This window comes from Actinomadura coerulea (assembly GCF_014208105.1).
GTDB lineage: Bacteria > Actinomycetota > Actinomycetes > Streptosporangiales > Streptosporangiaceae > Spirillospora > Spirillospora coerulea.
In genome coordinates this window covers 1,063,169-1,076,737 of the sequence record NZ_JACHMQ010000001.1, presented here as the reverse complement: position 1 = coordinate 1,076,737, position 13,569 = coordinate 1,063,169, and the positions used below count along the sequence as shown (strand labels likewise).

13 protein-coding genes are annotated in these 13,569 nt (G+C 74.6%); 8 read left to right on the top strand and 5 right to left on the bottom strand.

What is annotated here, in order from left to right; all coding sequences use genetic code 11:
• Positions 1-4: 4 nt before the first annotated feature.
• Positions 5-1,483, top strand: coding sequence for a bifunctional aminoglycoside phosphotransferase/ATP-binding protein (locus tag BKA00_RS40265; RefSeq protein ID WP_230298937.1), 1,479 nt, complete (start codon positions 5-7; stop codon positions 1,481-1,483).
• A gap of 121 nt (positions 1,484-1,604) precedes the next feature.
• On the opposite strand, the gene BKA00_RS05095 is transcribed toward BKA00_RS40265, so the two are convergent.
• On the bottom strand, positions 1,605-2,141 hold the full coding sequence (locus BKA00_RS05095) for a DoxX family membrane protein (RefSeq protein WP_221493630.1): 537 nt from the start codon (positions 2,139-2,141) through the stop codon (positions 1,605-1,607).
• Positions 2,142-2,428: 287 nt separating this feature from the next.
• Between BKA00_RS05095 and BKA00_RS05090 the strand changes: the two genes are divergently transcribed.
• Positions 2,429-2,992, top strand: coding sequence for an Rv1733c family protein (locus BKA00_RS05090; protein WP_185023809.1), 564 nt, complete (start codon positions 2,429-2,431; stop codon positions 2,990-2,992).
• Between the two features lie 28 nt (positions 2,993-3,020).
• On the opposite strand, the gene BKA00_RS05085 is transcribed toward BKA00_RS05090, so the two are convergent.
• On the bottom strand, positions 3,021-4,742 hold the full coding sequence (locus BKA00_RS05085) for a sensor histidine kinase (RefSeq protein ID WP_230298936.1): 1,722 nt from the start codon (positions 4,740-4,742) through the stop codon (positions 3,021-3,023).
• A 90-nt stretch (positions 4,743-4,832) separates the two neighbouring features.
• Here BKA00_RS05085 and BKA00_RS05080 point away from each other — a divergent pair, with 90 nt between their 5' ends.
• The gene (locus tag BKA00_RS05080; protein WP_185023807.1) at positions 4,833-5,267 is read left to right on the top strand and encodes a pyridoxamine 5'-phosphate oxidase family protein; all 435 of its coding nucleotides are present in this window, start codon (positions 4,833-4,835) and stop codon (positions 5,265-5,267) included.
• On the opposite strand, the gene BKA00_RS05075 is transcribed toward BKA00_RS05080, so the two are convergent.
• Positions 5,248-6,255 carry an Acg family FMN-binding oxidoreductase gene (locus tag BKA00_RS05075; RefSeq protein ID WP_185023806.1) on the bottom strand — a complete coding sequence of 336 codons (1,008 nt, stop codon included), beginning with the start codon at positions 6,253-6,255 and terminating at the stop codon, positions 5,248-5,250. The genes BKA00_RS05080 and BKA00_RS05075 overlap by 20 nt on opposite strands.
• A 203-nt stretch (positions 6,256-6,458) precedes the next feature.
• Here BKA00_RS05075 and BKA00_RS05070 point away from each other — a divergent pair, with 203 nt between their 5' ends.
• Positions 6,459-7,148 (top strand): response regulator transcription factor, encoded by a 690-nt coding sequence (locus BKA00_RS05070; protein ID WP_185023805.1) that lies wholly within the window; start codon positions 6,459-6,461, stop codon positions 7,146-7,148.
• A 270-nt stretch (positions 7,149-7,418) separates the two neighbouring features.
• On the opposite strand, the gene BKA00_RS05065 is transcribed toward BKA00_RS05070, so the two are convergent.
• Positions 7,419-8,303 carry a universal stress protein gene (locus BKA00_RS05065; protein WP_185023804.1) on the bottom strand — a complete coding sequence of 295 codons (885 nt, stop codon included), beginning with the start codon at positions 8,301-8,303 and terminating at the stop codon, positions 7,419-7,421.
• A 198-nt stretch (positions 8,304-8,501) separates the two neighbouring features.
• Between BKA00_RS05065 and BKA00_RS05060 the strand changes: the two genes are divergently transcribed.
• Together BKA00_RS05060 and BKA00_RS05055 are read left to right on the top strand one after the other, a co-directional pair.
• Positions 8,502-11,225, top strand: coding sequence for a cation-translocating P-type ATPase (locus tag BKA00_RS05060; protein WP_185023803.1), 2,724 nt, complete (start codon positions 8,502-8,504; stop codon positions 11,223-11,225).
• Entirely contained in the window at positions 11,222-11,746 is a 525-nt protein-coding gene (locus tag BKA00_RS05055; protein ID WP_185023802.1) for a CBS domain-containing protein, read from the top strand. The genes BKA00_RS05060 and BKA00_RS05055 overlap by 4 nt, the downstream gene beginning before the upstream one ends.
• A 22-nt stretch (positions 11,747-11,768) precedes the next feature.
• On the opposite strand, the gene BKA00_RS05050 is transcribed toward BKA00_RS05055, so the two are convergent.
• Positions 11,769-12,671, bottom strand: coding sequence for a universal stress protein (locus BKA00_RS05050; protein WP_185023801.1), 903 nt, complete (start codon positions 12,669-12,671; stop codon positions 11,769-11,771).
• A gap of 122 nt (positions 12,672-12,793) precedes the next feature.
• Here BKA00_RS05050 and BKA00_RS05045 point away from each other — a divergent pair, with 122 nt between their 5' ends.
• Entirely contained in the window at positions 12,794-12,946 is a 153-nt protein-coding gene (locus tag BKA00_RS05045; protein WP_185023800.1) for a hypothetical protein, read from the top strand.
• A gap of 102 nt (positions 12,947-13,048) precedes the next feature.
• Positions 13,049-13,480 (top strand): pyridoxamine 5'-phosphate oxidase family protein, encoded by a 432-nt coding sequence (locus BKA00_RS05040; RefSeq protein ID WP_230298935.1) that lies wholly within the window; start codon positions 13,049-13,051, stop codon positions 13,478-13,480.
• The last annotated feature ends 89 nt before the right edge of the window (positions 13,481-13,569 follow it).

Below are 13,569 nucleotides of genomic sequence, written 5' to 3'. Positions count from 1 at the left end.
GCCCGTGGAGGCCGCGGCCGTCGCCGAGACCCACATCGGCGTGGTCTTCTTCGCCGGGGACCGCGCCTACAAGCTGAAGAAGCCGGTGGACCTGGGGTTCCTGGACTTCAGCACCCGTGAGCTGCGCGAGCGCGCGTGCCACGAGGAGGTCCGGCTGAACCGGCGGTTCGCCCCCGACGTGTACCTCGGCGTCGCCGACGTGCACGGGCCCGGCGGCGACGTCTGCGACCATCTGGTCGTGATGCGGCGGATGCCCGCCGACCGGCGCCTGTCCACCCTGGTCAGGGCGGGCGCGCCGGTGCGGGACGCGCTGCGCGACACCGCCCGGATCCTGGCCGCCTGGCACTCCAGGGCGCCGCGCGGTCCCCGCGTCGCGGCCGAGGAGACCCGCGACGCCGTCCGGGGCCGCTGGCACGACAGTTTCGAGCAGACCGGGCCGTTCCGCGGCGCCGTCCTGGACGCCGCGGCCGCCGCCGAGACCGAGGCCCTCGCGGACGAGTTCCTCGCCGGCCGCGAGCCCCTGTTCGACGCCCGCATCGCCGACGGGCGCGTGGTCGACGGGCACGGCGACCTGCTGGCCGGCGACGTCTTCTGCCTGGACGACGGCCCGCGGATCCTCGACTGCCTGGAGTTCGACGACCGGCTCCGCTTCCTGGACGGTCTCGACGACGCCGCGTTCCTGGCGATGGACCTCGAACGCCTGGGCGCCCCGGACCTCGCCGAGCGCTTCCTCGGCTGGTACGCCGAGTACGCCGCCGACCCGGCCCCGTCCTCGCTGCGCCACCACTACGTGGCCTACCGCGCCTTCGTCCGCGCCAAGGTGGCGTGCCTGCGCCACGGCCAGGGCGCCCCGGACGCGGCCGCCGACGCCCGCGCCTACGCCGACGTCGCGCTGCGCCATCTGCGCGCCGGCCGCGTCGGCCTGATCATGGTGGGCGGGCTCCCGGGCACCGGGAAGACCTCCCTGGCCGGCGCGCTGGCCGACCGGCTCGGCTGCACGGTGCTCAGCAGCGACCGGATCCGCAAGGAGCTCGCCGGGCTGGCGCCCGCCGACCCGGCGGGCGCCCCCTACGGCTCCGGCATCTACACGCCGGAATGGGGCCGGCGCACCCACCGCGAGATGGCCGCGCGCGCCGCGAGCCTGCTCCGGATGGGCGAGACGGTCGTCCTGGACGCCTCCTGGACGTCCGAGGCCAACCGGGAACTCCTCGCCGCCGTCGCCGAGCAGGAGCACGCGCACCTGACGCCGCTGCGCTGCGAGGCGCCGGAGGCCGTCTGCGCCGAGCGGATGCGGACCCGCCCCCGGGGCGCCTCCGACGCCGACGCGGACATCGCCGCCGCCATGCGCGCGGACTCCGCGCCCTGGCCCGGATCGGCGACCGTCGACACCAGTGGGCCCCTCCCCCGCGCCGTCGACCAGGCCCTCGCCGCCATGGACCCCGCGGGTCCGCCGGACCGTTCTCCCGCACCCCGTCCTGCCTGACCGCCAGGCCGCCCGGCCGCGCGGGCCCGTCCTGCCGTCCGTCCTTCCCGCCGTCCGTCCTCCCGCCGGACACGCGTACGAGGGGCGCTCTCGGGGAGCGCCCCTCGTGTCGCGGATCAGGTCACTTGAGGAAGGGGAGGCGCTTGACCAGGCGGGTACCGCCCCACCAGCGGCCGAGGCCCAGGGTGTCACCGGCGCTGACCAGGGCCAGCCCGATGACCAGGATCGCGTAGACCAGGTGGTCGTCCATGAAGGGGTTGTTCTCCGGGGGGAGGACCGCCGACCACATCATCACCAGCAGGGCGGCTCCCGCCGCGGCGGCGACCCGCATGCCCACGCCCAGGACGAGGGCGGCGCCGATGCCGGCCAGCCCGAGCATGAACAGCCAGTCGGCCCAGGCCGCTCCCGCGATGTCGTGGTAGAAGCCGGCGAGCGGTCCGGCGGTCGCGTGCGCCATGAACCCGTCGGTCGGGCTGCCGCCGTCGATCCACGCCTTGGCCGCGGGGGTCTCGTGGCCCAGCCCGAAGGTCTTGTCCAGGAACGCCCACAGGAAGATCCAGCCGAGCGCGAGGCGGGCGGCGGCCCACGCGTAACGGGCGGCGTGCGACTCGGTCAGCGGCTTGGGGGTCACCACCCGGATCAGAGTGTCCCGGCCCATGTGGGTCTTGTGCTCGGAGAGTGCCATCGCCACTCACCTTCCATCGCATCGATGATCTCGTCACCCATGACTCAACCGTGGATCGGCATTGGCCTGTAGGTACGTTCGGCGCATGATCGGCGGGACCAAGGTCCCGTGTTCCGGGGGAAGGAGGGCCCGGGAGGGTCCCTCCCGCGAGGGGCTTCCGCCTCTGCAGCCGTCCAGGGCCGGTGCGTAGCGTCGTGGTGGAAGAAAGGTGAAGGGACGGCGTCATGGGAGCGACGACCATGCGAGCACGGACCGGACGCGTGACAGCACGGATCGACCGTTGGCGTCGCGGTTGCGGTTTCGACCGCAACGACCTGCGGCGCAACGTGGACCGGGTCCAGTGGCGGCTCGGACTCCTCCTGCTCATCGTCTTCATGAGCGCGGCGCCGCCGCTGCTCGCCCATGCCGTCCAGTCCGCCTACGGCTCAGGCGTCAGGGCCGAGCGGCAGCAGGCCGCCACCCGGCACCGCGTCGAGGCCACCATCGTGAAGGTGCGCGATCCGGGAGGCCGGCGCACGGTCACGGTCGCCTGGACCGACCCCGACGGGACGCGGCGGACCGGCGACTACACGACGTGGCGGGGAGCCGGCGTCGGGGAGCGCCTCGTCCTGTGGGCGGGGCCGGACGGCGTCTCGATCACACCGCCCCGCCGGCACGCGCAGACGGTCGTCCACACCGCGGTCGCCGGGACGGGCGTCGTCCTCGCCACGGGACTGCCCGTGCTCTGCCTCTACTGGCTCGTCCGGGCGCGGTGCGACCGGTGCCGGTTCCGGTCGTGGGACGCCGAGTGGGCGCGCCTCGACAACCACCGCATCGGCCCCTGACCCCGGTGGAGCCGGTTCGGGCGGAAGATCAGGCGGGCTTGAGTGGAACGCACCAGACCAGCACCGTGCCGCCCTCCGGGCGCCGTTCGGCGGAGCACGTGCCGCCCAGGCCCCCGGCACGGGCCTCCATGTTCCGGAGCCCGCTGCGGCGGCCGCCTTCGGTGATGCCGACGCCGTTGTCCTCCACCCGCACCGTGACGTCGTCCCCGACCTCGATGTTCAGCGCCGCCTCGGTGGCGTGCGCGTGCCGGGCGACGTTCGACAGGGCCTCCCGCACGACCGCGAGGAGCTGCTCGCCAATCTCCTCGTCGACCGAGGTGTCCAGCAGCCCGTCGAGCCGCACCGAGGGCGCGAACCCCAGATGCTCGGCCGCCCTGTCGGCCAGGGCGTGCACCCGGCTGCGCAGGGACGCCTCGTCGGTCTCGGGGCCCTGCAGCGCGAAGATGGACGAGCGGATCTGCCGGATGGTGTCGTCCAGGTCGTCCACCGCCCGCTGCACCCGGACGGCGACCTCCCGCTTCTGTGTGATCTTCATCGCCGCCATCAGCCCCATCGCGGTCGCGAACAACCGCTGGATGACGGTGTCGTGCAGGTCCTTGGCGATCCGGTCGCGGTCCTCCAGCAGCGCCAGCCGCTCGGCGTCCCGGCGGCGCTCGGCCAGCTCCAGGGCCACCGCCGCCTGCCCCGCGAACGCCTCCAGCAACCGCTGGGTCCCCTCCGAGAACAGTGCCCCGCCGGGCGGGTTGACCACCGAGATCACGCCGCGGGCCGCCGACCCGAGCCCCAGCGGCACGACCAGCAGCGGACCGATCGGCACCCGCGTGGGCACGTTCGCCTCGCGCGCCGCCTTCTCCCCGTCGGACAGCCGCAGGGCGGTCCCCTCGGTGAACACCGGCCCGGCCACCGAGTGCTCCAGCGGCACCCGCAGACCCTCCAGCCGCTCGGCGCCCTCCCCGCGGGCGGCCTCGACCACGAAGTGCGAGTCGCCCTCCTCCACCAGCGCCACGGCAGCGAGGTCGGCCTCGGCGATCTCCTGTGCCCGCTGCGCCACCAGCGTGGTCACCTCGTGCGGGTCGGTCCCCGACAGCAGCGCCGTCGAGATCTCGGCCGACGCCTCCAGCCACCGCTCGCGCCGGCGCGTCTCCTGGTACAGGCGGGCGTTCTCGATCGCGACGCCGGCGGCCGTGGCCAGCGCGATCACCACGACCTCGTCCTCCTCCTCGAACTGGCCGCCACCGACCTTCTCGGTCAGGTAGAGGTTGCCGAACACCTCGTCCCGCACGCGGATCGGGACGCCCAGGAACGTCCGCATCGGCGGGTGGTTGGCGGGGAAGCCGCTGGAGGCGGGATGGTCCCCGAGGTCCGGGAGCCGCAGCGAGCGCGGATCCCGGATCAGCAGGCCGAGGATCCCGTGCCCGTGCGGCCAGTGGCCGATCGCCTCGATCTCCTCGTCACCGACGCCCACGGTGACGAACTGCACCAGGTGCTCGCCCTCCTCGTCGATGACGCCGAGCGCGCCGTAGCGGGCGTCGACGAGGGTGGTGGCCGCCTCGGTGATCCGCCGCAGCACCGACTCCAGGTCGAGTTCGCTGCCGATCGAGACCACGGCCTCCAGCAGCGCGTGCACCCGGTCGCGGGTGGACCGCGCCGCCTCCAGCCTCGACTGCAGCTCAGACAGCAGATCGTCCAACTGCAACTGCGGCAGGATCAGCCGTGCCCGGTCATGGCCGGCCCCCGAATCATGAGCCACAGGTCCAGTATTACCCGGTCCGGGGAGAGAAGTCAGGTCAGGGACCTTAGACCCTGATGCTCCGGGCCGCCGATGCCCGACCCTGAGGGCATGCATCTCGACCAGAGCGGCATGGAGATCCTCGACGACGGGGAATGCCGGGCCCTGCTCCGCCGATCGACGATCGGCCGGATCGTCTTCACCCTCCAGGCGCTCCCCACCGTGCAACCGGTCAACTTCGTCCTCGACGGCGAGCTCATCGTGGTGAAGACGTCCTCGGCCTCCCGGCTGGCCACCGCCGCCTCCGACACGATCGTCGCCTTCGAGGTCGACGACATCGACGCCGACGCCGGCCGGGGCTGGTCGGTGGTCACCGTGGGCCCCGCCCGGCGCGTCACCGAGCCCGACGAGATCGCCCGGCTCTCCGCGCTCCCGCTGCGCAGCTGGGCGCCGGGCGAGCGCGACCAGTTCATCGTCGTCCGGCCCCGGCTCATCACCGGCCGCCGCAGCCCCGACCGCGTCCCGCTCAGGGCTCCACGATCATGACGTCGGCGACGGGCCGGCGGACGGTCTCCAGCGCCTCCCCCTCCGGCGCCCCGATGCGCAGGAGCATCTGCGGGTAGGCGTCCCGGCAGAAGTGGGTGCGGACGAAGGCGCGCAGCTCCGGAACTTCGAGTGCCTGGGTGTGGAAGGCCGCCGCCAGGTCGCTCTCGGCCGCCCTCAGCAGCGCCCGCTGCAGCGCCTGGCCGGTGCGCAGCCAGTCGGCGGGGCCGTCGCCGTCGGAGACCAGGAGCAGCGCCACTCCGGCCGCGGCCTTCCCCTCCGGGTGCGCGGGCTCGGCGCCCCATCCCTGGCCGCGCGCGAAGTCGCGGGCGGGGAAGTTCGGGCTGGTCTCGGGAGTCTGCCTGGGGTAGGCGCCCTCCTGGACGCCGTCCCTGCGGGCCGTCCTGGGCGAGGGCGCCCAGCGGCCGATCTCCGTGGAGTAGGCGGGGGTGCGGCGCTGGATGTGCTCGGCCGCGTCGGTCAGGGCGGCCAAGGCCCCCTTGACGTGCGGGTCGACCGCCTCGATCAGCCGGGCGCCCTCGCGCTCGACGTCGTAGCGCATGGCCGACAGGACCCCGGCGGGGACGGTCTCGGGGCGGAACGCGCCCCGGTGGCTGCGCCGGCGCCGGATCTGCTCGTGTTCCCGCAGGGTCTGCCGGTCCGCCGGGTCGCCGGGCTCCAGGACCACGTCGGCGAGCAGGTGCGGGCGGTCCGGATCGGGCAGCAGCCGCACGAGCGGGTCGTAGCCCTGGGCCCGCAGCGACAGCCGGAGGTCGTACAGGGCGGCGCCGCAGCTGATCAGCATCTCCCGGCCCATCGGGTCCGCGATGCCCAGGCGGCGGTCCGGGTCGGCGCGCAGGCTGACGCGCGGGCCGCGCACGCCGAAGCGCCACGGCTGGGTGTTGTGGACCGACGGCGCCCACAGGGCGTCCTCGACGGCACGCCCTATGTCGTCCGCGATGTCCGCAGAAGTCCTGTACCTGGTTTGCATGGGTCGCTCCTTCCCTCACCCTTCACCTCACCAGCCGCCCCCGCACCCGCGGCAGGGCCGAAGGTCCGTCCCGAAGGGGCGCAGGGACGTGTTCCGAGTCGGGACGTAGGTCCCGGGGGCGGGGGACCTCCGCTGACTGGGGACAGGTCCGGGGTCGGGGTAACGTCCAATCCGTCACCACTGGACCGAGGGAAACGAGAGCCATGACCGCCCAGACGCCAGGGAACGCGGGGACGATCCGGGTCTTTCTGATGGACGACCACGAGGTCGTCCGCCGCGGAGTCGCCGCGCTGCTGTCCGCCGAGGACGACATCGAGGTCATCGGCGAGGCCGGCACCGCGGCCGAGGCGCTGGCGCGGATTCCGGCCGTGCGGCCCGACGTGGCCGTCCTCGACGTCCGCCTGCCCGACGGGGACGGCGTGAGCGTCTGCCGCGAGCTGCGCTCCCAGCTGCCGGAGCTGGCGTGCCTGATGCTGACCTCCTTCGACGACGACGACGCCCTGTTCGAAGCGGTCATGGCGGGGGCGTCCGGCTACGTCCTCAAGCAGATCCACGGCTCGGACCTGGTCGGCGCCGTCCGCACCGTCGCCACCGGGCAGTCCCTCCTCGACCCCCGGAGCACGGCCCGCATGCTCGAACGGCTCCGCACCCGCCAGGAGAAGAGCGACCCGCTCAAGGGCCTGACCGAGCAGGAGCGCCACATCCTGGAGCTCATCGGCGAGGGCCTGACCAACCGGCAGATCGGCGAGCGCCTCTTCCTGGCCGAGAAGACGGTCAAGAACTACATCTCGAACATCTTCGCCAAGCTCGGCATGAGCCGCCGCACCCAGGCGGCCGCCCTGGCCGCGCAGCTCAAGGCCGACGGCGCCCGGGCCAGGCAGGGGCGCGACTGAGCCCTGGCCCGGCCGGGTCCTTGGGGGGGCGGCCGGGCCAGGCTTGCGCCACCGGTCACCTCCAGGCCGGGAACGCGGTCGCGGGCGCGGGCCACGGCGAGCTCGACGATGTCCCGGCCGCCGTCCAGCAGCCGCTCGCGCACGCGGGCGGCGCCCGGATCGGCCGGGACGTCGAACAGCCACGGCGTGACCACGTACACGACGTGCAGAGACATTCGGCGATCTCGGCGGTTCCTCCGCGCTCGGAGGCGTACGCCACCAGTACCCGGATCATGACGGCTCCTTCGCGTGGGGGTCGCGGTCGTGGACGACCGCGACCGGTCCCGGCGCCTCGTGCAGCACGAACCTCGCGACGGCGCCGAGCAGGGTCTTGGGGGACGAGCCGATGCCGCGGTCGCCGACCACGAGCAGCCGTGCGTCCCGGGCCTCGTCGGCGAGGGCGCGACCGGCCCGCTCCAGGACGAACCGCCGTTCGACGGCGACCTGCGGGTGCGCGGCGAGCAGGGGCGCGACCGCCGCGGCGAACCGCGCCCTGGCCTGCTCCTCGAGCCCCTGCGGATCGCTGAACGGCAGCCGGTCCGGGGCCGGGAGCGAGGCGGGGTCCCACCACGCGCACACCAGCGTCACCGGGGCTTGCCACAGCGCGGCCTCGCACAGGGCGAACCTCAGCGCGGCCTGGCTCGCGGGCGACCCGTCGATGCCGACGACGATCCTCTTGCCGGCGGGCGCCGGCTCGTGGGAGGGCACGACGACGACGGGGCGGTCGGCGTGCGCCGGCACGTGGACGGCGGTCGAGCCCAGCGGCAGCCGGTCGAACCCGCCGGCCCCGCGGGCGCCGACCACGATCAGTTCGGCGTCCCGCGACGCCGCCAGCAGCGCGGCGGGCGGCGTGCCCTTGGACAGCAGCGGCCGCACGTCCAGACCGGGCGCGGTCTCCCGCGCGATCCGGAGCCCCTCCTCCAGGGCGATGGTGCCCATGCCGCGGACGATCTCCAGTGCCTCGTCGCCCTCCGGCCCCGCGGGGTAGGGCCAGTTCCAGGCGTGGCAGACCCGCAGGGGCACGGCCCGCAGGGCCGCCTCCGCCGCCGCCCAGCGCAGGGCGCGCCCGGCGGCGGGGGAACCGTCGAACCCGACCAGGACATGTGGTCCGTCCATCGTCTTCCACCTCCAGGCTCCCCAGCCTCACAACCCGGGCGCGAGGCTGTCAGGGGCGTGGGTCCGCCGACGCAGGGACCTTCGGCCCTGATCTTCGCCGCGGCGCCGGGCCAAGCTGGTGGCGGCAGGAGGTGCGACGATGGACGTTCGCTGCGACCCCGCGGTCGCCGACCCCGGCGGCCGGGGGCGCGGGCCGCGATGACGACGGCTCCGGCGCCCTACCGCAGGACGGCCGAAGAGGTCGTGCGCGAGTTCGGAGGCGACGCCTCCCACGGGCTCGCCTCCGGCGAGGCGGCGCGACGGCTGGAGCGCGACGGGCCCAACACGCTGCCCGCCGCGCGCGGACGCGGCCCCGTCGTGCGCTTCCTCCTCCAGTTCAACAGCCCGCTGATCTACGTGCTGCTGGCGTCGGCGGCGGTGACCGGGCTGCTCGGCGAGCACGTCGACGCGCTGGTGATCCTCGGTGTGGTGGTCGTCAACGCCGTCGTCGGCTTCGTCCAGGAGTCGCGCGCGGAGAAGGCGCTGGGCGCCCTGGCCGCCATGGCCCAGACGGCGGCGCTGGTCGTCCGCGACGGCGCGGCCCGGCGCGTGCCGTCGGCCGAACTGGTGCGCGGCGACCTGGTCAGGCTGGAGGCGGGCGACAAGGTCCCGGCCGACCTGAGGCTGCTGCGCGCCGACGAGTTCGCCGTGGACGAGTCGGCGCTCACCGGCGAGTCGGTGCCCGTCGCCAAGGGCACCGCGGCGCAGGACGAGGCCGCCCTCGCCGACCGCGCCGGCATGGCCTTCTCCGGCACGCTGGCGACGGCCGGAAGCGCCGCGGGCCTGGTGGTGGCGACCGGCGCGGACACCGAGCTCGGCGGCATCAACCGGCTGGTGCAGGGCACCGGCGCGGTGCGGACGCCCCTCACCCGCAAGATCACCCACTTCAGCAAGATCGTGACGGTGGCGATCCTGGCGCTGGCCGCGCTGACCTTCCTCATCGGCGTGCTCCGCGGGCGCGGCGCGACCGAGATGCTCACCGCCGCGGTCGCCCTCGCGGTCGGCGCGATCCCCGAGGGCCTGCCCGCGGTCGTCACGATCACCCTCGCGCTCGGCGTCTCGCGCATGGTGCGCCGCGGCGCCATCGTCCGGCACCTGCCCGCCGTCGAGACGCTCGGCAGCACCACCGTCATCTGCACCGACAAGACCGGCACGCTCACCCAGAACCAGATGACCGTCACCGCCGTCACCGCCGGCGGGCGCGACTACACCGTCACCGGCACCGGCTACGCGCCCACCGGGACGATCCGGCGGGACGGCCGCGACGTCGACGCCGCCGCCCACCCCGCGCTCAGGGAGACCCTGCTGGCCGGTCTCGGCTGCAACGACGCGCAGCTGCACCGGCGGGACGGCTGGCACATCACCGGGGACCCGACCGAAGGCGCCCTGCTGACCAGCGCGGCCAAGGCCGGCCTCGACGGCGTGCCGGACCGCGTCGCCACCCTGCCGTTCACCGCCGAGCGCCGCTACATGGCCACCCTGCACCAGGACGGCGCCGTCTACGTCAAGGGCCCCGTCGAGCGGATCCTGGAGCTGTGCGAGGACGCCGCCGGCCCGGACGGCGCGCCCGTCCCGCTCGACCGCGCGGCGGTCACCGCGCGCGCCGAGGCCTACGGCGGCCAGGCACTGCGCGTGCTCGCCTTCGCCCGGGGACGCGCGGGCGGCTCCGGCCTGGACGAACCGCCCCCGCTGACCTTCCTCGGCCTGCAGGCCATGCTCGACCCGCCCCGCGAGGACGCCGCGCGGGCCGTCCGGACCTGCCACGACGCCGGCGTCCAGGTCAAAATGATCACTGGTGACCACGCCGCCACCGCGCGCGCCGTCGGAGCCCGCGTCGGGCTGCACGGCGAGGTGATGACCGGCGCCGAGCTCACCGCCGGTGTCTCCGCCGACCGCGTCCAGGCCACCACCGTCTTCGCCCGCGTCTCCCCCGAGCAGAAGCTCCGCCTCGTCCAGATCCTTCAGGACCGCGGGCACGTCATCGCGATGACCGGGGACGGGGTCAACGACGCGCCCGCGCTGAAGCAGGCCGACATCGGCGTCGCCATGGGACGCGCCGGCACCGACGCCGCCAAGGAGTCGGCCGACATGGTCCTGACCGGCGACGACTTCGCCTCGATCGAGAAGGCCGTCGAGGAGGGGCGCGGCGTCTTCGACAACCTCGTGAAGTTCATCGTCTGGGCGCTGCCGTCCAACATCGGGCTCGGGCTCGTGCTGGTCGCCGCGATCGTCGCGGGCACGGCGCTGCCCGTCCTGCCGCTGCAGGTCCTCTGGCTGAACATGACCGCGGTGCTCGTGCTGGGCCTGCCGTTCTCCGTCGAGCCCAAGGACGAGCACATCATGAGCCGCCCGCCCCGCGACCCGTCCCTGCCGCTGCTCACCCGCGCGATGACGCTGCGCATCCTGGCGGTCTCGGCGATCCTGCTCGCCGGGGCGTTCGGCCTCCAGCACTGGGAACGCGCCCACGGCGCCACACCGCAGGTGGCGCAGACCATCGTCGTCAACGTCTTCGCGCTGACGCTGCTCACCTACCTCTTCAACTGCCTGTCGCTGGACCGCCCGCTGCTGTGGCGCGGCGTCCGCCGCAACCCCTGGGTCGGCGCCAGCGTCCTGGCCCTCGTCGCCATCCAGGCGCTCTACACCTACGCGCCCTTCATGAACGGCCTGTTCCACTCCGCCCCGCTCGGCGCCGGCGCCTGGGCGCGGATCGTCGTCATCGCCGCCGTCTCCTACGTGGTGATCGAGATCTTGAAGTACGTCCAGTGGCGCGCCGATCCGGCCCTCCGGCAACCGAGCGGGGGACGTTCGCCCCTGCCCGCGGCCGGCGCCCAAGAGGAGTCTGGAGCCGGAGGCAAGCCGTCCAGCCCGGAGGAGGAGCCATGACGTCGAGCCCACCGCTGGAGCAGCGCGCCGTCGCCGAGCTGATGAGCCGCGACCTGCTCACCATCGCCGCGGACGAGTCCGTGCTCATGGCCTGGGAGCTGATGTGCCGGGCCGAGATCCACCACCTGCCGGTCACCGACGTCGAGGGCGGGTTCCTCGGCGTCCTGGACGCCCAGACCCTCACCTCCACCTGGAACGCCGCCGTCCCCCGCGAGGCCCGCCGCCCCGTCACGGCCCTCCTGCCCCCTCAGGCGCCCGCGACGGTGCGCCCGTCGGACACGGTCGCCGAAGCGGCGCTGGCCATGCTGGAGTCGGACCGGGACTACGTGGCGGTGACGGACGAGCACGGCGCCCTGGCGGGCCTCGTCACCGCGCGGGACCTGGTCTGCGCCCTCGCCGGAGTGCACCGCGAGATCCCTGCGCGGACCGGGGGCATGCCGTCGCTGTACCGGATCGAGCCCGTGCTCCCCCGCGAGACCCCGGCCCCTCACCCGGGCCGCAGCAACATCCCCCCTGACTGAAAAACGGCGGGCGGGGCCCCTCTCAGGCGACGCTCTGGGCGGCGTACCGGGGCGCCGGGACGATCGCCACCGAGCAGGGGGCGTGGTGCAGCATCGCCGAGCTGGTCGCCCCCAGCAGCAGCGGATCCAGGCTTCCGGTGCCGCGGTCGCCCACCACGAGCAGGTCGGCGCCGTCGGCGGCGTTCAGCAGCGTCTCCCGGGGACGCTCCAGCAGCAGCGAGACGTCCACGTGGACCTTCGGGTACCGCCGCCGCCAGGGGTGGACGACCCGCTCCAGCATCGCGGCCCGCGCCTGGAACAGCCTGGCCTTGTCGGCGAACAGCGGCAGGTCGCTCTGGGGGACGGCGCCCGGCTCCCACGCCCCGTGCACGACCCGCAGGTCGCACTCGCGCAGCGCGGCCTCTTCAATGGCGAAGCCGATCGTCGCGTCCGCGCCCTCCGACGCGTCGACTCCGGCCACGATGAGACCGTGACCGCCGTCCGCGCCGTGGCCGCCGCCCGCGCCGCGGACGGCCACCACGGGACGGCGGGTCCGCGCCGGGAGCTCCATCGCCGTCGAGCCCGCGGGCAGCCGGTGCCGCTCGTGCGAGCCGACCACGATCAGCTCCGCGTCGTCGGACTCGTACACCAGCGTGTCGCAGGCGGGCTCCCGCCTCAGCAGCGTCCGCACCTTCCCCCCGCCCAGATCGCGTGCGCGGCGCGCCCCCTTGCGCAGGAGGTTCTCTCCCGCCCGCTGGAGCACCGCCTGCACGCCGGGGTCCACGTGACCGCTCGGGTACGGCCAGTGCCAGCAGTGGCACAGCATCAGGTCGAGCCCGCGCAGCCGCGCCTCCTCCACCGCCCAGCGCAGTGCGGGGTCGTTCTCCTTGGTCCCGTCGTAGCCGAACAAGACGTTCGACCTCTGGGCCTTCGTCAGCGCGGCCATCCGTCCGCCCCCTCATCGTGCAGAGGTCCCGCCTCCAGTTTCGGCCGGTCGGAACACGCGGGGCACGGGCCGAAGGTCCCGCCGCGCCGGGTCGTCCGGTACTGCCGGGAGGCGAGGGGCCGATGGCAGCGTGGCTGGCGGGAGTGCCCAAGCGAGGGCCCGGAGCGGCCTCCCCCGTCCGCATCTCCTACGGCGCCGAGAACGTCGAGATCCAGCCCGGCGCGTCCTGGGAGAGCCCCCTGGCGGCCGGAAGCCCCCCGCCGGCGGGGGGCTGAGCCGGACCATTCGAAAGGCCCGGCCGGAACGGGACGGACGGCGTCCGGCGAGGTGACCTTGGCCCTCTCCCGCCCGCCGCGGCCGAGACGGAGCATGGAGTCATGAGGGAGGAGACCATGGGGAGCGCGGAGGAGGCGGCGGGCCTCACGCGAGCGGAGTGCCTGCGCCTCATGAGCACGGCCGCCGTCGGGCGGATCGTCTTCACCGAGCAGGCGCTGCCCGCCGTGGCGCCGGTCGGTTTCGTCGTCGACGGCGAGGACGTCGTCATCCCGGTGCCGCCCGGTTCCAGGCTGCTCGCCGCGACCCGAGGGGCGATCGTTGCCTTCCAGGCCGACGATCTGGACGCCGCCGGCCGCAGCGGGTGGTCGGTCACCGTCGTCGGACGGGCCCGGGTCGTCCGCGATCCCGGGGAGAGCGCCCGCGAGGCCCTCCGGCCCTGGACGGGCGCGGAGTTCATCCTGGTCTCCTGCGGGCGGGTCACCGGCCAGCGCGTCGGGGCCGTCCCGGTCGGCGACCGCGAGACCGCGGCCTGAACGGCGCGGCGGCCCACGCCGCCCGTTCGTCCCCGTTCCCATCGCGGAAGGCCCGGCGGTTCGCCGGGCCTTCCGCGGTGCGGCGACCA